Source organism: Allosalinactinospora lopnorensis (assembly GCF_000981225.1).
GTDB lineage: Bacteria > Actinomycetota > Actinomycetes > Streptosporangiales > Streptosporangiaceae > Allosalinactinospora > Allosalinactinospora lopnorensis.
Window position 1 is genome coordinate 83,141 of the sequence record NZ_LAJC01000006.1, and the last position, 17,159, is coordinate 100,299.

The 17,159-nt window shown below is 67.6% G+C and carries 15 protein-coding genes; 12 read left to right on the plus strand and 3 right to left on the minus strand.

Going from position 1 to position 17,159, the window contains the following annotated elements; translation table 11 throughout:
- The first annotated feature begins 40 nt into the window (after positions 1-40).
- The 7 genes from VS93_RS03780 to VS93_RS03805 all read left to right on the plus strand — a co-directional run bounded on the left by VS93_RS03780 (position 41) and on the right by VS93_RS03805 (position 9,044).
- A complete protein-coding gene (locus VS93_RS03780; protein WP_046468614.1) occupies positions 41-823 on the plus strand; it encodes a type III pantothenate kinase in 783 nt (260 codons plus the stop codon).
- A gap of 95 nt (positions 824-918) precedes the next feature.
- On the plus strand, positions 919-2,415 hold the full coding sequence (gene lysX, locus VS93_RS03785; protein WP_046468615.1) for a bifunctional lysylphosphatidylglycerol synthetase/lysine--tRNA ligase LysX: 1,497 nt from the start codon (positions 919-921) through the stop codon (positions 2,413-2,415).
- 718 nt (positions 2,416-3,133) lie between these two features.
- On the plus strand, positions 3,134-3,376 hold the full coding sequence (locus tag VS93_RS03790; protein ID WP_236700331.1) for a LuxR family transcriptional regulator: 243 nt from the start codon (positions 3,134-3,136) through the stop codon (positions 3,374-3,376).
- 107 nt (positions 3,377-3,483) lie between these two features.
- Positions 3,484-4,014, plus strand: a complete 531-nt coding sequence (locus VS93_RS03795) for an amino-acid N-acetyltransferase (RefSeq protein WP_046468617.1) — start codon at positions 3,484-3,486, stop codon at positions 4,012-4,014.
- A gap of 1,040 nt (positions 4,015-5,054) precedes the next feature.
- Entirely contained in the window at positions 5,055-5,336 is a 282-nt protein-coding gene (locus VS93_RS27615) for a hypothetical protein (RefSeq protein ID WP_082126599.1), read from the plus strand.
- Between the two features lie 218 nt (positions 5,337-5,554).
- Positions 5,555-5,887, plus strand: a complete 333-nt coding sequence (locus VS93_RS03800; protein WP_046468618.1) for a histone-like nucleoid-structuring protein Lsr2 — start codon at positions 5,555-5,557, stop codon at positions 5,885-5,887.
- A gap of 637 nt (positions 5,888-6,524) precedes the next feature.
- Entirely contained in the window at positions 6,525-9,044 is a 2,520-nt protein-coding gene (locus VS93_RS03805) for an ATP-dependent Clp protease ATP-binding subunit (RefSeq protein WP_046468619.1), read from the plus strand.
- Between the two features lie 75 nt (positions 9,045-9,119).
- On the opposite strand, the gene VS93_RS03810 is transcribed toward VS93_RS03805, so the two are convergent.
- Complete coding sequence (locus VS93_RS03810; RefSeq protein WP_046468620.1) at positions 9,120-9,995, minus strand: HhH-GPD family protein; 876 nt, start codon at positions 9,993-9,995, stop codon at positions 9,120-9,122.
- 97 nt (positions 9,996-10,092) lie between these two features.
- Here VS93_RS03810 and VS93_RS03815 point away from each other — a divergent pair, with 97 nt between their 5' ends.
- The gene (locus VS93_RS03815) at positions 10,093-10,830 is read left to right on the plus strand and encodes a hypothetical protein (protein ID WP_173434249.1); all 738 of its coding nucleotides are present in this window, start codon (positions 10,093-10,095) and stop codon (positions 10,828-10,830) included.
- 26 nt (positions 10,831-10,856) lie between these two features.
- Here the strand turns inward: VS93_RS03815 and radA are convergent, their stop codons facing one another.
- A complete protein-coding gene (gene radA / locus VS93_RS03820) occupies positions 10,857-12,215 on the minus strand; it encodes a DNA repair protein RadA (RefSeq protein ID WP_046468622.1) in 1,359 nt (452 codons plus the stop codon).
- A gap of 220 nt (positions 12,216-12,435) precedes the next feature.
- Here radA and VS93_RS03825 point away from each other — a divergent pair, with 220 nt between their 5' ends.
- The 3 genes from VS93_RS03825 (at position 12,436) to VS93_RS03835 (ending at position 15,454) form a co-directional block, all read left to right on the plus strand.
- Entirely contained in the window at positions 12,436-13,362 is a 927-nt protein-coding gene (locus VS93_RS03825) for an SGNH/GDSL hydrolase family protein (RefSeq protein ID WP_052745504.1), read from the plus strand.
- A 260-nt stretch (positions 13,363-13,622) separates the two neighbouring features.
- Positions 13,623-14,321, plus strand: a complete 699-nt coding sequence (locus tag VS93_RS03830) for a hypothetical protein (RefSeq protein WP_046468623.1) — start codon at positions 13,623-13,625, stop codon at positions 14,319-14,321.
- Positions 14,322-14,761: 440 nt separating this feature from the next.
- A complete protein-coding gene (locus VS93_RS03835; protein WP_046468624.1) occupies positions 14,762-15,454 on the plus strand; it encodes a hypothetical protein in 693 nt (230 codons plus the stop codon).
- A gap of 21 nt (positions 15,455-15,475) precedes the next feature.
- On the opposite strand, the gene VS93_RS03840 is transcribed toward VS93_RS03835, so the two are convergent.
- On the minus strand, positions 15,476-16,162 hold the full coding sequence (locus VS93_RS03840; protein WP_082126601.1) for a class I SAM-dependent methyltransferase: 687 nt from the start codon (positions 16,160-16,162) through the stop codon (positions 15,476-15,478).
- A gap of 80 nt (positions 16,163-16,242) precedes the next feature.
- On the opposite strand from VS93_RS03840, the gene VS93_RS03845 reads away from it, so the two are divergent.
- Positions 16,243-17,157 carry a sugar phosphate isomerase/epimerase family protein gene (locus tag VS93_RS03845; protein WP_046468625.1) on the plus strand — a complete coding sequence of 305 codons (915 nt, stop codon included), beginning with the start codon at positions 16,243-16,245 and terminating at the stop codon, positions 17,155-17,157.
- Positions 17,158-17,159: the final 2 nt, after the last annotated feature.

Here is a 17,159-nt window from a genome sequence, read left to right on the forward strand (position 1 = left end):
TCTCACCTGATCTCCGACGCAACCGCGAAATGGGGCCTCGATGCTGCTCGCGATCGATGTGGGCAACTCGCACACGGTTCTCGGTCTCTTCGAGGCCGACCACCTGCTGGAGCACTGGCGGGTGGGAACGGACCAGCGGCGCACCGCTGACGAGTGGGCCGTGGTGCTGCAAGGGCTCCTCGGGAGCAGCTCCCTGCTGGATCGCGGTGACGTCGACGGCCTCGCCATGTGCTGCTCGGTCCCGTCGGTGCAGCACGAGATGCGGGAGATGTTCCGGCGGCACTTCGGCGATCTGCCCGCGGTCATCGTGGAACCCGGCGTGAAGACCGGGGTGCCGATCCGGATGGACAACCCGAAGGAGGTCGGCAGCGACCGGATCATCAACGCGCTCGCCGCTGTGCGGCTCTACGGCGGCCCCAGTGTGGTGGTGGACTTCGGTACCGCGACCACCTTCGACGCCATCAGCGCCAAGGGCGAGTACGTGGGAGGTTCCATAGCGCCGGGCATCGACATATCGGTGGAGGCGCTGTCGCGGCGCGGGGCACAGCTGCACATGGTGGAGATCGTGAAGCCGCGTGCCGTCGTGGCCAAGAACACCACGGAGGCGCTGCGCTCCGGCATCGTATTCGGATTCGCCGGTCAGGTGGACGGGATCGTGGACCGTATGGTCCAGGAGCTCACGCACGACGCCGACGAGGTCACTGTGGTGGCCACCGGAGGGCTCGCCCCGCTGGTCGTGGACGAGTGCGAGACCGTGGACGTGCACGAGCCGTGGCTGACCCTCATCGGTCTGCGCCTGGTATTCCAGCGCAACGTCGAGTAGTCTACCCCGTTTCCGGGGGGGATCCGGCCGGTCCGCGGAAGACTGCTGCGGTCGTCCAGCCAGGGCACCCGGATAGGGCCGATAGGATCAGGCGCGTGAGTGACGTGCTGGACGATTCCTACGACGACCTGCCCGAACAGATGCGCGTCCGGCGGGAGAAGCTGGACCGGCTGCAGGAGGAGGGGGTCGACCCCTTCCCCGTCGGTTTCCCCAGGACCACCTCCATCGCGGAGGTGCGGGAGAACCACGGTGATCTCCCCCTGGATACCGGGACCGGTGAGCGGGTCGGGATCGTCGGCCGGGTCATGCTGTATCGCACCGGGGGCAAGCTGTGCTTCGCGACCGTGCGCGACGACTCCGCCGACATCCAGGTGATGATGTCGCTGGACAAGTTGGGCGAGGAGTCGCTGGCGGCCTGGAAGAGCGACATCGACCTCGGGGATCATGTCGGTGTCGAGGGCGAGGTCGTCACCTCGCGGCGCGGCGAGCTGTCGATCATGGCCGACAGTTGGAAGCTGACCGCCAAGTGCCTGCGCCCGTTGCCGGAGAAGCACAAGGGGCTCACCGACCCCGAGGCGCGCGTCCGGCAGCGCTACGTCGACCTGATCGTCAACCCCGAGTCGCGGGAGATGGTACGGCGGCGTTCCGACGCGGTCCGCGCCCTGCGCGAGGGACTGAACAGCCGCGGTTACACCGAGGTCGAGACCCCGATGCTGCAGCCGGTGCACGGCGGTGCGACGGCGCGGCCGTTCACCACGCACATCAACGCCTACGACCTTGATCTCTACCTGCGCATCGCGCCGGAGCTCTACCTCAAGCGGCTTGTCGTCGGCGGGATCGAGAAGGTCTTCGAGATCAACCGGAACTTCCGGAACGAGGGGGCCGACTCCACGCACAACCCCGAGTTCACGATGCTGGAGTTCTACCAGGCCTACGCCGACTACAACGTGATGGCCGACATCACCCGCGAGCTGTTCCAGGAGGCGGCCCGCGCGGTGTTCGGCACGGCGGTGGTCGAGCGCCGCGGCGAGGAGTACGACCTCGGGGGCCGGTGGCCGCAGATCACGCTGTACGGCGCGGTGTCGGAGGCGCTGGGCGAGGAGATCACCCCGCGTACGCCCATCGAGGCGGTACGCAAGCTGTCCGACGCCCGGGGGATCGAGTGGAGCCCCGACTGGGGCCAGGGCAAGCTGGTCGAGCACCTCTTCGAGGAGCTCGTCGAGCACACCCTGATCCAGCCCACGTTCGTCCGGGACTTCCCGCTGGAGACGAGCCCGTTGACCCGCCGGCACCGCGAGGAGCCGCTGCTCACCGAGAAGTGGGACCTCATCGGGTTCGGGATGGAACTGGGCACCGGTTATTCCGAGCTCGTCGACCCCGTCGAGCAGCGACGCAGGCTCACCGAGCAGTCCCTGCTGGCGGCCGGCGGCGACGCCGAGGCCATGCAGCTCGACGAGGATTTCCTACAGGCGTTGGAGTATGGGATGCCGCCCTCCGGTGGGGTCGGTGTCGGCATCGACCGGCTGCTCATGGCGTTCACCGGGAAGAACATTCGGGAAACGGTGCTTTTCCCCTTGGTGCGCCCCAGCTGACCCGCGCGTTGCGCGGTTCGCTCCCCCCAGACGATCGGCGCCGGGCAGGGCCGGTATGTGGCAGGCGACACACCAGGTGGCCGACGGTCGCCTGCGCAGGGGTAAAACCCCTGGCCAACCCAGGTGTCTTAAGCGTCACTTTCAGAATACTCTTCGGTTTGTGGGGCGGGGGCGAACCGCCGTCTGAGTGAAGGTTATTTTCGCAGGTCAACGCTGTCGCTGTAGATTCTTGTTTTGATCTCAAGTAACTGTTTGTAGTAAAGAGTATGCTTACGGTTGCAATATAGACCTTGACGCCCTGTTCGCGTCCGCTTAGGTTTCGAAACGAGCGGAGATTCCGCGTGATTGCCGTAGTGGATCTATATGACGGTGAGTAAGGATGGCTGAACACGGCTCCGGCGGTGTCGGCCGTCCTTTGCCGAGTGCGCTGTCGCAGCGATCTGTCCGTCCCAGATCGGCGCGACCGGGCCCCGGATTCTCGCCGGCCCTGGAATCTCGTTTCTGTGCCAGGGGAACGAGGGCCCAGGCGGCCGACGTCCCATTCGGGGAACATCCCTTGCGCGCGTGTCAAGGGGCTTTGGCCTCTGCTCGACCGAGGTCTCTGCGGCGACGAGTTGATGTTCCGCACTCACCACGGATGAGGGAGGACGGAGTGGAACAGGCCACACTCGTACGTCGTGCCGTCAAGGAACCGGGTATCGCACCGTTGCGTGATGGCATGGTGCCGTCGGTTCCTACGCCGTCGCGCGAGGGGATCCCGAACGTGCCGGTGGACCTGGCCGACGACGAGCTCCAGCTGCTGGCGGAGATCGCTACCGGGGTCACCACGGACGTCGCCGCACGCCGACTGGAACTCAGCGCGCGCACGCTGCGCCGCAGGCTCCGTGCCATCTGCGACCAACTCGGGGTGAACACCCCGATAGAGGCGGTCGTCTGGGCCGCACGCAGGCAGCTGATCTGACGGAGTGAAAGGGGAGGCGGCATGGCCTCCGCGGGCCGGATAGCCGTGGAGGGAAGCCGCCATTGACCGCGCCGCGCGTTGGCGCAGACGAGTAATCTGGATCGGTAATGCCGGTTATGCAGATCACCGTCCGCCGCGCGCGGACACGCGATGTCGTTCATATCCGCCGCCTTATCGACACGTTCAGTGGGGAGCGGCGTGTGCTCTCCAAGAACACGGTCAACCTCTACGAGGATGTCCAGGAGTTCTGGGTGGCGGAGGCCGACGACGGTGTGCAGCGCACCGTCGTCGGTTGCGGCGCCCTCCACGTTCTCTGGGAGGACCTCGCCGAAGTGCGGACGGTCGCCGTGGACCCGGTCATGCAGGGGCACGGCATCGGCCACCGCCTTGTCGCCGAACTGCTGAGTGCCGCCCGGGAACTGGGCGTGCGCCGTGTGTTCTGCCTGACATTCGAGACCGGGTTCTTCGGGAAGCACGGCTTCGAGCCCATCCGAGGCACCCCGGTATCGCACCGCGTGTACGAGGAACTGCTGTGCTCCTATGACGAAGGCGTTGCGGAATTCCTCGACCTGGAACGCGTCAAGCCCAACACCCTTGACAATACGAGGATGCTGCTCTACCTGGACGAGGGCGGCTGAGGCGGTCGCGGCCCCTGCAGGGCACGGCCCTTCCCGGACGCCCGCGGCCTTACCGCTCCGGTGCCTCTTCGCTCGCGCGGCGGGGAAGAAGGGGACGGGATTCTTGAGGTCCCGGTGAATCCGCCATGATAGCCTCCCCTTGGCCTTCTTCGGCCCTTACCCGGAATGACGTGCTAATCAGGGGCGTTCTCCCTGTTTATCGACGGTAGAGATCTCCGAGCGAAGCGGACGACCCGAAACTTTCCGTCACGGGGCGGGAAGGAGTGAAGGATCTTCGCCTCGTTTTCGGGCCGCAAGCGGAACAGACCCGGCCGGGTCGGCATCGGATTGGTCCACTCTTCCCCTGCCATGCGAGGTGAGTGAAATCACCGGTACAAGAGGGGCAATCCCCTCCCGGGTGGCGCCTCCGCAGGGTTCGAGACCGTCGCAATCTCCGCAGGACTGCAAGTACGGATATGCGTATCTGTGGAACTCTCCGTGCAGACCCGTCCAAAGCCCGTAGCGACCGGCTTGTCGGAAGTCGTGCCGCGGGCGCCTGTGGAAGGCCGATCTTGGTTCAAACCGTGTTGCAACGATCTCGCAACTTATAGATCCCCTTCGGGGGTTATGGCCACCGGTGTGAGTCGGAGGGATAAGGGCGGGTAATCTGTAGTTTGTGACCGAGAACGCTTCGGACGGCCTCTCGGGCCGGTTCCCGGTTGTGGGCGCGGAGCCGGGCGGATATACCTCTTCTCGTCCGGAGGTGAGCCGAATCGTTCACCAGCGGCTACTAAGAGTTGTCATTTCATCCCGGATTGAGCCCCGTGTCTTAAGGGAGTTCGTGAAGTCTCGGGCGGGCCGGCCCTGCAAGGCGGCGGTTTAGCGTCGTCCGAATGCCGTTCCGCCCCACGAGGGGTCGGGTCGGGCTCGTGCGGTGTCTATGATGTCGGGGTCCGCGGTCGTGGCCAGCTGAGCGGCCCGGTCCCGGAGCGCGAGTCAGCTACACCCCTACGTGGGGTAATTGCTGCATAAAGTAACAACAAGGAAGGGGTGTGCGTTCGATGGTGGATGTTTTGTCGGCGCTGCTCCCGCCTGCTGTTGTCGCGACGGTCTTCTGCACGTTCATCATCAAGCTGCTCCGTAAGGAGATGGCTCCGAGAACGTCGGATGGGCGGCTCGTCAAGGGAGCAGACGCAAACACCGCATCGAGTGCCGAAGCCGCCGATGCCGAAACGGTCTCTCAGGCGAAGAGCGATGCTGTTACAGCGGAAGAGGGGGCAAAGGGGGCGGAGAGGTCTTCCACGGAAGTCCGCGGTCCCGAACCCGGCTCCACTGACCGCTAACCGGCAACGTGCGGGAATGGGATGCTCCACCCTAGTGTTAACCAGATCTGGCCTCCGCCATGGGGCCGGCGCCCTATGGCTGTAGTGTCGAGCTTTCGGCGATGACGGTGCCGGGATAGCCAAGATGATTTTGCCGGTCTGGGAATTGTCTTTCGCCATCGCTCCCGATAGCTTTATATTTAGGTGCCGTCGCACCGCTATGTGAAAGGTTCGTATCCATGGCACAAAAGGTTCAAGTGCTTCTCGTCGACGATCTCGACGGCGGCGAGGCGGAAGAGACGGTTTCGTTCGGGGTGGATGGGACCTCTTACGAAATCGACCTCAGCGCCAACAATGCCTCCAAGCTGCGTGAAGCGCTGGCTCCCTACGTTGAGGTCGCCCGCAAGGCGCCGCAGAAGACCGGTCGGGGCAAGCGCCAGCAGCGCAGCGCTCCCAGCCGTGAGCGCAGTGCCGAGATCCGTGCGTGGGCCAAGGCCGCGGGAAAGCAGGTCAACGAGCGTGGTCGTATCCCGGCCGCCATTGTGGCCGAGTACGAGGCCGCTCAGCGCTGAGAACGCACTCCGCACAGGATTCCCCACGCTGTGTAACCGCAGGGTGCGCCATGCTGGGAAAGCGCGCCCCGGAGCCGGGTTTACCCTCTGTGTGAGGCAGGCAGGGGCGGTCCCCTGCGTGGTTTCGCGGGGTTCTCGGACGAGGGAGGTCCCCGCGAGATCATGCCCCTCGAGGGATCGCGCTGCGATCGGATCCGCGGCACTGCGGCGATCCACCGGACGAGAGCGGAGCGTGCCCCAGTACCAGCCGAGTTGAACGGTCCTCGAAGTCTCGGAAAATCCCCGCGAGGTGCGTTCGCTTAGAGCAAATTAATCGAACGAATAAGCAGTCTGGCCCGTGTGCCCTCCCAGTTGGGGGCGCACGGGCCGTTCGCTTGCGGCGTACTTGGAACACCGGAGGCCCGATGGGTAGTTGGATGAGGGTGAACGCCCTATCGTCGGGGAAAGTCTCTTGCACGGATGGCTAGGGGAATGGTCATCGTGCGGATGTGTTCGTCGGGCCGGTCCGCGGAGCCGGGCGGCTTGGTGGACGGGTGCGGTAGCGCCCTCCAGGGGCTTCCCCTGAGGGGCCGGAATGCGGAAAGTGAGGGTCGGAACTTCCGTCCCTGCCTGACCGCTCTGTGAGGAGCGACGAGACATGTTCGAGAGGTTTACCGACCGCGCACGGCGCGTGGTGGTCCTGGCCCAGGAAGAGGCCAGGATGCTCAACCACAACTACATTGGTACGGAGCACATCCTGCTCGGCCTCATCCACGAGGGAGAGGGCGTCGCTGCGAAGGCCCTGGAGAGCCTGGGAATCAGCCTCGAAGCGGTTCGGCAGCAAGTAGAGGAGATCATCGGCCAGGGCCAGCAGGCGCCCTCCGGCCACATCCCCTTTACCCCGCGCGCGAAGAAGGTCCTGGAGCTGTCCCTCCGGGAGGCCCTGCAGCTTGGGCACAACTACATCGGTACGGAGCACATCCTGCTCGGCCTCATCCGCGAGGGCGAGGGCGTGGCCGCCCAGGTGCTGGTGAAGCTCGGCGCCGACCTGAACCGCGTGCGCCAGCAGGTCATCCAGCTGCTCCACGGCTACCAGGGCAAGGAACCGCAGGCCACCGGTGCTTCGTCGGAGTCCACCCCCTCCACCTCCCTGGTCCTGGACCAGTTCGGCCGCAACCTGACCCAAGCCGCGCGCGAGAGCAAGCTCGACCCGGTGATCGGCCGGGACACCGAGATCGAGCGTGTGATGCAGGTGCTGTCCCGCCGGACCAAGAACAACCCGGTTCTCATCGGCGAACCCGGGGTCGGGAAGACCGCTGTCGTCGAGGGCCTGGCGCAGAAGATCGTCAAAGGCGAGATTCCCGAGACGCTGAAGGACAAGCAGCTTTACACGCTGGACCTGGGTGCGCTGGTCGCTGGCAGCCGGTACCGCGGTGACTTCGAAGAGCGCCTGAAGAAGGTGCTCAAGGAGATCCGTACCCGCGGCGACATCATCCTGTTCATCGATGAGCTGCACACGCTGGTGGGAGCGGGCGCGGCCGAGGGCGCCATAGACGCGGCCTCGATCCTGAAGCCGATGCTGGCCCGGGGTGAGCTGCAGACCATTGGCGCCACGACGCTGGACGAGTACCGGAAGCACCTGGAGAAGGACGCCGCGCTGGAGCGCCGCTTCCAGCCGATCCAGGTCGACGAGCCCACGATCTCGCACTCGATCGAGATCCTGAAGGGCCTGCGTGACCGCTACGAGGCGCACCACCGTGTGTCCATCACCGACAGCGCGCTGGTCGCCGCTGCGCAGCTCGCCGACCGCTACATCAGCGACCGCTTCCTGCCGGACAAGGCGATCGACCTGATCGACGAGGCGGGATCGCGCATGCGGATCCGCCGCATGACCGCCCCGCCGGATCTGCGCGAGTACGACGACAAGATCGCCGATGTGCGGCGCGACAAGGAGTCCGCCATCGACGCGCAGGACTTCGAGAAGGCCGCGTCGCTGCGCGACGACGAGAAGCAGCTCCTCTCCAAGAAGACGCAGCGGGAGAAGGAGTGGAAGGCCGGCGACATGGACGTCGTCGCCGAGGTCACCGAGGAGCTCATCGCGGAGGTTCTCGCCACGGCCACCGGCATCCCGGTCTTCCGGCTCACCGAGGAGGAGAGCTCCCGGCTGCTCCGCATGGAGGAGGAACTGCACAAGCGGGTCATCGGCCAGGAGGACGCCATCAAGGCCCTCTCGCAGGCGATCCGGCGTACCCGCGCCGGGCTGAAGGACCCCAAGCGTCCCGGCGGGTCGTTCATCTTCGCCGGCCCCTCCGGTGTCGGCAAGACCGAGCTGTCCAAGACGCTTGCGGAGTTCCTGTTCGGTGACGAAGAGGCGCTGATCCAGCTCGACATGAGCGAGTTCATGGAGAAGCACACGGTCTCGCGGCTGTTCGGTTCGCCCCCTGGCTACGTCGGCTACGAGGAGGGCGGTCAGCTCACCGAGAAGGTGCGCCGCAAGCCGTTCTCGGTGATCCTCTTCGACGAGATCGAGAAGGCCCACAACGACATCTTCAACTCGTTGCTGCAGGTGCTCGAAGAGGGCCGCCTCACCGATGCCCAGGGTCGCAACGTCGACTTCAAGAACACCGTCATCATCATGACGACGAACCTGGGTACCCGGGACATCTCCAAGGGCCAGGCCATGGGCTTCGCCAAGGAGGACGACGAGCAGACGAACTACGACCGGATGAAGGCGAAGGTCCAGGAGGAGCTCAAGCAGCACTTCCGGCCGGAGTTCCTGAACCGTGTGGACGACGTCATCGTCTTCCACCAGCTCACCGAGCAGCAGATCGTCGACATCGTCGACCTGATGGTCTCGGCGCTGGACGAACGCCTCAAGGACCGCGACATGGGGCTGGAGCTGCGGCCCGCCGCGAAGAAGGTGCTGGCCACGCGCGGTTACGACCCCGTTCTGGGCGCCCGACCGCTGCGCCGGACGATCCAGCGGGAGGTCGAGGACCAGTTGTCGGAGAAGATCCTCTTCGGCGACCTGAAGCCCGGCCAGATCGTCGTCATCGACGCCGAAGGAGAGGGGGCCGACGCCCGGTTCACCTTCCGCGGCGTTCCCAAGCCCGAATCCGTGCCGGACACTCCCCACGTCGGTGAGACCGCGGGATCCTCCTCCAGGCAGCCGGAGTAGAACCGGTACGACGCATACGGCAGTGAAAGGGCGGCCCGAACGGGCCGCCCTTTTCCCTCTCGTCTGTGCGTGAAGCTAGCCCGGAAGGGCGTAGACACCCTCCTCCAGAGGGTCCACGAGGCCGTCGGAGACAAGGGCGTCCAGCGCACGTTCGCGCTGGACGGCGTCGTCCCACACAGCGTCCAGAGCCGACTTCGGCACCGGGCCGTCCGCGTCGCGGAGTACCGCCAGCAGCCGGCCCCGCACCTGGCGGTCGGTTCCGGCGTAGGTCTGGCCGCGCCGCGGCGGGCCGTCGTGGGCCGGCTTGCCGGCCAGCCGCCACGCGCACTGGTCGGCGACGGGGCAGTCGGCGCAGGCGGGGGAGCGTGCCGTGCACACCAGGGCGCCGAGTTCCATGATCGCCACACCCCAGCGCACCGCCACGGAGGCGTCTGCGGGGAGCAGCGATTCGGCCAGGGCGGTCTCGGCTTTGGTCGGGGCTTTCGGCGGGTACTCCACCCCTGTGTGCGCTCGGGCCAGGACCCTGCGGACGTTGGTGTCCAGGATCGCGTGCCGCCCGCCGAAGGCGAAGCTCGCCACCGCGGCGGCCGTGTAGGAGCCGACGCCGGGAAGCGCGCGCAGCTCCTCGTATCCGCTGGGTACCTCGCCGCCGTGGTGTTCCACGATCGTCCGGGCGCACGCGTGCAGGTTCAGCGCGCGGCGCGGGTAGCCCAACCGGTTCCACATGCGCACGGCCTCACCAGAGGGCTCGGCCGCCAGGTCCGCCGGGGTCGGCCAGCGCCGCGTCCAGGCCTCCCAGGCGGGCAGTACCCGCGCGACGGGGGTCTGCTGCAGCATGATCTCGCTGACCAGGATGGACCACGGGGTGGCGTCGGATCGGCGCCAGGGAAGGTCGCGGGCGTTCGCCTGATACCAGGCCAGAATCGCTGTACTGTAGGGGTTCTCGTCCATATGGGTTCAATGCGGGAATCGGCGGGTTGAGTAGGTGCTGCGTCCGCAGAACCGGAATACTACGCCCATGGCGTCAAGTGCTGGACACCCTGGACCTGTGAGTCCCGAGACGTATTGGAAGCGGCGTGTCTTCGTGCTGGCGGGATTGCTCCTTGTGGTGGCGCTGAGCGCCTATGCGTGCAACCTCGCCGACGGTACCGAACAGGCCGCCAACGATGATACCGATTCGTCACCGGAGTCCTCTCCGTCACCCAGTGTCCCACCCTCGCCGTCCCCCACTGCTGATGCGAGTCCGGACGACGATGAGGAGGAGGACCAAGAGGAGGACGAGGACGCGGCTGCCGAGGACGAGGGCACCGGAGGCGGCGGAAGCGGGAGCGGCGGCTCCGGGGGAGCGGGCGGCAGCGGTGGCGGCGGCGCCGCGGCCGCCCAGGAGGAGCCGGCGGACCCGTGCCGGCCGCAGGACGTCGTGGTGACCATGAAGACCGACGAGGAGGACTACGCCTGGGACGACAAGCCCGAGATCGAGCTCACCGTCGTCAACACCGGTGACCGGGCCTGCACAGTCGACACCGGCCCGAAGAGCATGGAGGTGCGGATCACCTCCGGCGACGACCGCGTCTTCTCGACCGCCGACTGCGTCAAGGGCAGCGGGGCCGACAACGAGCGGTTGAGCCGCGGGGTCCCCCACACCACGACCGTCACCTGGGACCGCAAGCGCTCCTGGAAGGACTGCCGCGACCGCGACGCCAACGCCTCGTCCGGCACTTACGTCGCGAGCCTGCACGGCGACTACTCCGAGGGGGCCGAGAAACAGGTGTTCCGGCTCAACTGAGCATGCCGGCCCTCCCTCCGGCGGGGTCAGCGCCGCTTGGCGGGGAGGGCGGCCTGGAGCGCCTCGCCGAGGTCCGCGACGCCGATGACCTCGATGCCGTCGATCGACTCCATGCTGTCCTTGGGCACGATGGCACGGTCGAATCCGAGCCGCTGCGCCTCGATCAGCCGCCGGGAGATGCCGGTGACCGCCCGTACCTCGCCGGCCAGGCCGACCTCCCCTATGGCGGCCAGTCCTCTGGGGAGCGCGACGTCCCGGTTCGAGCTGGCGACCGCCAGCGCCAGGGCGAGGTCCACTGACGGCTCGCCCAGCCGCACCCCGCCGACGGTGGACGCGTAGACGTCGGCGCTGGCGATGTGGATGCGCGCCCGGCGCTCCAGGACCGCCATGACCATGTTCACCCGCGCGTTGTCCAGGCCGGAGGTGGCCCGGCGCGGCTGCGGCAGGTTCGAGGACGCCACGAGGGCCTGAACCTCGGCGATGAGGGGGCGCCGCCCTTCGAGGGTTACCGTCACGCAGGTGCCGGGTACGGGCTCGTTTCGGCGGGTCAGGAACAGGCCGCTGGGGTCGGGCAGGCCTATGATCCCGGCGTCGGTGAGCTCGAAGCAGCCGATCTCGTCGGTGGGGCCGTAGCGGTTCTTGGTCGCGCGCAGCATGCGCAGCTGGGAGTGCCGGTCGCCTTCGAACTGCAGGACGACGTCCACCAGGTGTTCCAGCAACCGCGGGCCGGCGATGGTGCCGTCCTTCGTGACATGGCCGACCAGGATGGTGGCGATCCCGTGCTCCTTGGCGAGCCGGATCAGCGCCCCCGCGACCTCGCGGACCTGGGTCACCCCGCCGGGGGCGCCGGCGGCGTCGGGGGAGGTCATGGTCTGCACCGAGTCGACGATGAGCAGACCGGGTGCCACCGAGTCGACGTGGCTGATCACCGAACCGACCGAGGTCTCGGCGGCCAGGTACAGCTTGGCGGAGAGCGCCCCCAGGCGCTCGGCCCGCAGCCGTACCTGACCGGTGGACTCCTCGCCCGTCACGTACAGCACGGGACCGGAGTCGGCGCGCAGTGCCGCGACCTCCAGGAGCAGGGTGGACTTGCCCACCCCGGGCTCGCCGGCCATGAGCATCACCCCTCCCGGGACGATGCCCCCGCCAAGTACCCGGTCGAGTTCCTCGAGTCCGGTGAGTTCGGCGTGCGCGCTCTCGACGTCGATCTCGGTGATGGGCCGGGCGGGAGCGGACACGCGCGCCGGGGGGATCACGGTCGAGGTGGGGGCGCCGCCTTCCTCGACCGTGCCCCACGCGTGGCATTCGCCGCAGCGCCCCACCCATTTGAGGGTGGTCCACCCGCATTCGGTGCACCGGAACGTGCTCTTCGCAGCCTTGGCCATGGATGCACGCTAGCGCCCGCCGGTGACATTCCCGGCCACCCGCCGCACGGAGCGGCATGGATTCGAGGAGGATCCGGCGCGGCCAAATGGACTCCCCGACCTCGAAGCATTACTTTCCGTACTCAAGTAACTTCACATTGTTTTTCATGTGGGTGCGCTGCCGGTTCGGCGCGCTGCTCGCCCCCGGTATCCGCGGCCCGCCTACCCTGAGGAGAGCCGAGTGCCAGCTAAGAATCCCGGCCGCCGTCCCGCCATCGTTCTGGGGCTGGCCGGTGCGCTGACCGTCACCGTGCCTCCCGCCGCCTCGGGCGCGGCCGACGCCCACGCCGCCCCGGCCGAGACCGCTCTCACGGAGCGCTACGTGGCTCTGGGGGACTCGTTCACGGCGGGACCGTTCGTCTCCCCTTCGGGGGAGGGGCCTCTCATGTGCCTGCGCTCCGGGAACAACTACCCCAATGTCGTGGCCGAAGCCCTGGGGGTGGGTGAGTTCCACGACGCGAGCTGCGCGATGGCGCGGACCGAGCACATGACCGAGCCGCAGTCCCTCGGGTTCGGTGTCGACAACCCGGCCCAGTTCGACGCGCTCAGTGAGGACACCACGCTGGTGACACTGGGGATCGGGGGCAACGACTTCGGCTTCACCGAGATCCTGCTGAGGTGCGCCGTGCTGAGCGCCACCGACCCGCAGGGCTCGCCCTGCCGGAACCACTACGCCGGCGAGGACGGCGACGAGCTCCGGGAGCGCCTGCCGGAGGTCGGCGAGAAGGTGGCCGCAGTGCTGAACGGTATCCGCGATCGCAGCCCGGACGCGACCATCGCCGTCGTCGGCTACCTGCAGATCCTTCCCGAGCACGAGGGGTGCTGGCCGAGGGTGCCGCTCGCCGCGGGGGACACCCGGTATCTGGATGCGGCGCAGAGCGCCCTGAACGCGGAGATCGAGAAGCGGGCCGCCGGCGCCGGGGCGCACTTCGTCGACGTCTTCGAGCGCGGCCACGATATATGCGCCGATTCCCCGGACCGATGGGTCGAGGGCATCTTCCCGGACAAGCCGGCCGCCCCCGTCCACCCCAACGAGACGGGCATGGCGGAGGCGGGCGCGCGCGTCAGCACGGCCCTCAGCGACAGCGAGGGGGCCCCAATCGCATGACACCGGAAGCCGCCTCGGGGCCCCTCTGGTACGGGCCGGAACGCAGCCGACCAGGCAGGGGAGATGCGCGGCTCCTGTGCGGAGTCCGGGCTTCCGGGCGCGGGCGGCACGGGATCCGCGGAACCGGCGCCCCGGTTCCGCGGATCCCGTTCGCGTTAACAGTGATGTATCCCGAACCACATAGGATCTTCGCCATTAATCGGAGTGATTAGTGCGAAGCCGTGGAATCCATGCGCTTCCGCTTCGCTGAGAGGACTCGTATGCCTGCCTCCCCTCGTCCGTGGCGCACCGGCCTCCCGTCCTTCTGCCTGGTGTCGGCCGGTGCCGTACTCCTCCTCTCCGCCTGCAGCGCGGGCGGGGCGGAGCCGGGCGCGGGGGTCGCCGCCGAGCGGGGCGGAGTCCCGGACGAGGCCGGGGCGGAGGGCGATACGAGCGGGTTCCGCCAGGGGCCCGTCCCCGATGAGCGGCATCCCGAGGTCGACGAGGCGGACCTGCCGGAGGAGCCGGAGCCCGATGCTCCGCTGAGCGATCGCATGGCCTGGGCGGCGCTCAAGGAGATCTCCGAGTTCGCCGGAAAGGCGGACCCCGGCGCCACGGTGGCCTGCCCGGAGATCGAGGGCGAGAGCGGTGAGTCGGTCACCTGCGAGGTCAGCTATTTCGGTGCGGAGATCGAGTACCGGATCGACATCGAGGAGAACGGGTCGCTGCTCCGCTACGACGCCACGGCCAACGGCATGCCGTTGCTGCGTGACGTCATGGAGGCGGGTCTGCGCAGCTACGAGGACTCCGAGTACACGGTGTGCGAGATGGACGAGATCGAGCTGGTCACACCGAACGAGGACTCCGGTATCGAGTGCCGGGCACTGGACGAGGAGCGCGGGACCGTGGTCAGCTACGTGATCCTGCCGACGGTCAGCGGTTCCCCCTCGTTCCTCGACGAGGACACCGAGCTCTCCTAGCGCCGAACCGCTGCCGGTCCTGGCGCCCTAGATCCTCAACGGCGATTTCGGCCCTGAGAACACCCGGATTCCCTTCCTTCCGAAAAACGGGGAACCGGGATGCTCCGCCGGGAGTCTGATCTGCTGACCTTCGCAGAGATTCGCAGAGATTCGCAGAGAGAAGAGCCCGGAAGAAGAGAACGCCGTGGAATCCGCTGCTACCGAGATACGCCTGTACGCCGTACGCGCGTCGGCGTGCCCGAACGGCGATCCCTGACGTCCTCGCCCGAGGGTTTCACCTGCGGCGGCCTCCCGCGATTCCAGCGGGCCCGATCAGCCGGCCCGCCCTTGGCGCTCCGCCGGACTCCAGGTCCTCCGGCTCCGGCCCCCGCCGAGCCTCGGAGCGATCCCTTACCAGAAGAGCCCTTGATGGGCTCTCCAGGTGTATCGAAAGGTTGCACATGACGATCCCCCATCACCTCTGGACGACCCGTGTGGCTACGGGCCTGATGTCCCTCGGTGCGGTCCTCTCGCTGTCCTCCTGCGGACTGCCGCTCCCCTTGCCGGGGTTGCCCGACGTGGCGGAGGAGAGAGGCGACGCGCCGCGGGACGACTCGGCGGAGGAGCAGGCGGACCAGGCTGGGCCGGCCGCTGAGGAGGGCGAGTTCCGGACCGGCCCGGTCCCGAACGGGAGCGCGGACTTCGACGATCTTCCCGAGGTCGACTCCACTGACCCGGCCGAGCAGGTCGAGGGCGAGCTGGCGAACGTGGTCCAGGAGTTCGCGATGACGGAGGATCCCTCCACGGACGCCGCCTGCGACGGCTTCGACAGCTCGGCGGACTCCGTAGTGGACTGCAACGTCACCTTCCAGGGCATCGACGTCCCGTTCGAGGTGGAGATCAGCGGCGGGGAGTCCGTCTTCAGCTACACCCCCGATCCGGTCGAGGGCATGGTGGCCTCCCGCGACGCGCTGGAGGACGAGACGCGGTACCACACCGGAAACGAGTCGGTCCGCTGCACCATGGACGAGTTCCAGCTCGTCCCCGTCGGGGAGGACATCCCCGACCTGACCTGCCACGCCAAGGACGACCCCGACGAGTACACGGTCAGCGTCAGCGCCTACGGCTCGATCTATCTCAGCCGCGTGTACTGAGGAGCTGGCTTTCCCGCGCTCTCAGTACTCCCGCCACCACAGGTTGACGGCATAGTCGACTTCGAGGCCGGGGTGCGACGCGATGATCTCTTCGGCGAGGTCCGGAGGGAACTCGATACGCACCACCGCCTCGAAGTCGGCGCGCCGTTCGAACAGCCAGCGCATGGTGAGCGGCTCGCGCTGGAACCCCTGAGCCGACCAGAAGCGCTCGATGCCGTGGGGGTCGTACCCCGGCAGGAAGCGCCGGAACCAGCCGCCGAAGGTGCTGCGCGTGGCGTCGTTGTCGATGACGAACGCGACACCGCCGCGCCGCATGACGCGCCGCAGTTCCGCCAGTCCGGGTTCGCAGCCCCGGCCGAAGAAGTAGGCCCAGCGCGCGTGCGCGACCTCCACGGAGGCGTCGGGGAGCGGGAGCCGCTGCGCGACAGCGTTGTACACGGTGATGTTGGCCAGCCTGTCGGCCCGGGACCGGGCGGCGGCGGCGAGCTCCGTGTGGGGCTCGACCCCCGTGACGCGCCGTGCCCGGACGGCGAAGCGGGGCAGGTGATAGCCGGTGCCGCAGCCGATGTCCAGGACGTGGGCGTCCTCCATGGTGCGGATGCCGCGCATGGCGGCGTCGATGACCTGGTCGGGGTCGACCGCGTTGTTCTCCAGCTCATAGACGCGGGGACTGTTCCAGATGTTGGGGCTCGGGACGGCCCCCGGCATCACGGCGCTCACCCGGTGGACGATAGCGACTCCCGTCGGAGGTGAGCCAATTCGCGGCCACACCGCATAGTGTTGTTCGGGTGAGCGCTATCCAGGTCCCAGACGCGCCCGTTGTTCTCTCGACGGCGTCGGTCTACCCGGAGAAGACCCCGGTAGCCTTCGAGATCGCCGCGCAGCTCGGCTACGACGGCGTTGAGGTGATGGTCACCTCGGAACCGATGAGCCAGGACATCGATATGCTGCGCCGGCTGTCGGATTACCACCGGGTCCCGATCCTGGCCGTGCACGCACCGTGCCTGATCTTCACCCAGCGGGTATGGGGGCGCGACCCGTGGGGCAAGCTCGTCCGTTCGAAGGAGATGGCGGAGGCGCTCGGCGCCCACACCATCGTGGTGCACCCCGCCTTTCGCTGGCAGCGCGATTACGCAAAGGAGTTCGACACCGGGATCCAGCGCATGCAGGAGGAGACCGATGTCATCTTCGCCGTCGAGAACATGTACCCGGTGCGCATGAGGGACAGGGAGGTCGTGCCCTACGCCCCGGGCTGGAACCCGGTGGAGCGGGACTACCCCGACGTCACCCTCGACCTGTCGCACACGGCGATGTCCGGCTCCGACGCGATGGACATGGCCAAGCGGCTGGGCGGCAGGCTCTCCCATGTGCACCTCGCCGACGGTGTCGGCGGGCAGAATCTCGATGAGCACCTGATTCCCGGACGCGGTAACCAGCCCTGCGCCGAGCTGCTGGAGCACCTCGCCGTCTCCGGCTACGAAGGCCAGCTAGTGCTGGAGGTGAACACCCGCAAGTCCGTCGACCGCGAGGCGCGCCGGCTCGAACTCGCCGAGGCACTGGCGTTCACCCGGCTGCACTTCGCGGGCCCGCCCAGGGAGGCCGAGGACCGGCGGGAGCGGGTATCGATGCGCCGGCGCCCCTCCGATGCCCCTCCGCGCGTGTTCTCGGTCGCGAGCGACGGCACGATCGTCAGCCAGTCGTAACC

Coding starts and splice junctions, on each gene's coding strand:
- VS93_RS03830 (WP_046468623.1), top strand. CDS start 13,623: ATGCCTGCCTCCCCTCGTCCGTGGCGCACCGGCCTCCCGTCCTTCTGC.
- VS93_RS03805 (WP_046468619.1), top strand. CDS start 6,525: ATGTTCGAGAGGTTTACCGACCGCGCACGGCGCGTGGTGGTCCTGGCC.
- VS93_RS03835 (WP_046468624.1), top strand. CDS start 14,762: ATGACGATCCCCCATCACCTCTGGACGACCCGTGTGGCTACGGGCCTG.
- VS93_RS03790 (WP_236700331.1), top strand. CDS start 3,134: ATGGTGCCGTCGGTTCCTACGCCGTCGCGCGAGGGGATCCCGAACGTG.
- VS93_RS03810 (WP_046468620.1), bottom strand. CDS start 9,995: ATGGACGAGAACCCCTACAGTACAGCGATTCTGGCCTGGTATCAGGCG.
- VS93_RS03800 (WP_046468618.1), top strand. CDS start 5,555: ATGGCACAAAAGGTTCAAGTGCTTCTCGTCGACGATCTCGACGGCGGC.
- VS93_RS27615 (WP_082126599.1), top strand. CDS start 5,055: ATGGTGGATGTTTTGTCGGCGCTGCTCCCGCCTGCTGTTGTCGCGACG.
- radA (WP_046468622.1), bottom strand. CDS start 12,215: ATGGCCAAGGCTGCGAAGAGCACGTTCCGGTGCACCGAATGCGGGTGG.
- VS93_RS03840 (WP_082126601.1), bottom strand. CDS start 16,162: ATGCCGGGGGCCGTCCCGAGCCCCAACATCTGGAACAGTCCCCGCGTC.
- VS93_RS03795 (WP_046468617.1), top strand. CDS start 3,484: ATGCCGGTTATGCAGATCACCGTCCGCCGCGCGCGGACACGCGATGTC.
- VS93_RS03780 (WP_046468614.1), top strand. CDS start 41: ATGCTGCTCGCGATCGATGTGGGCAACTCGCACACGGTTCTCGGTCTC.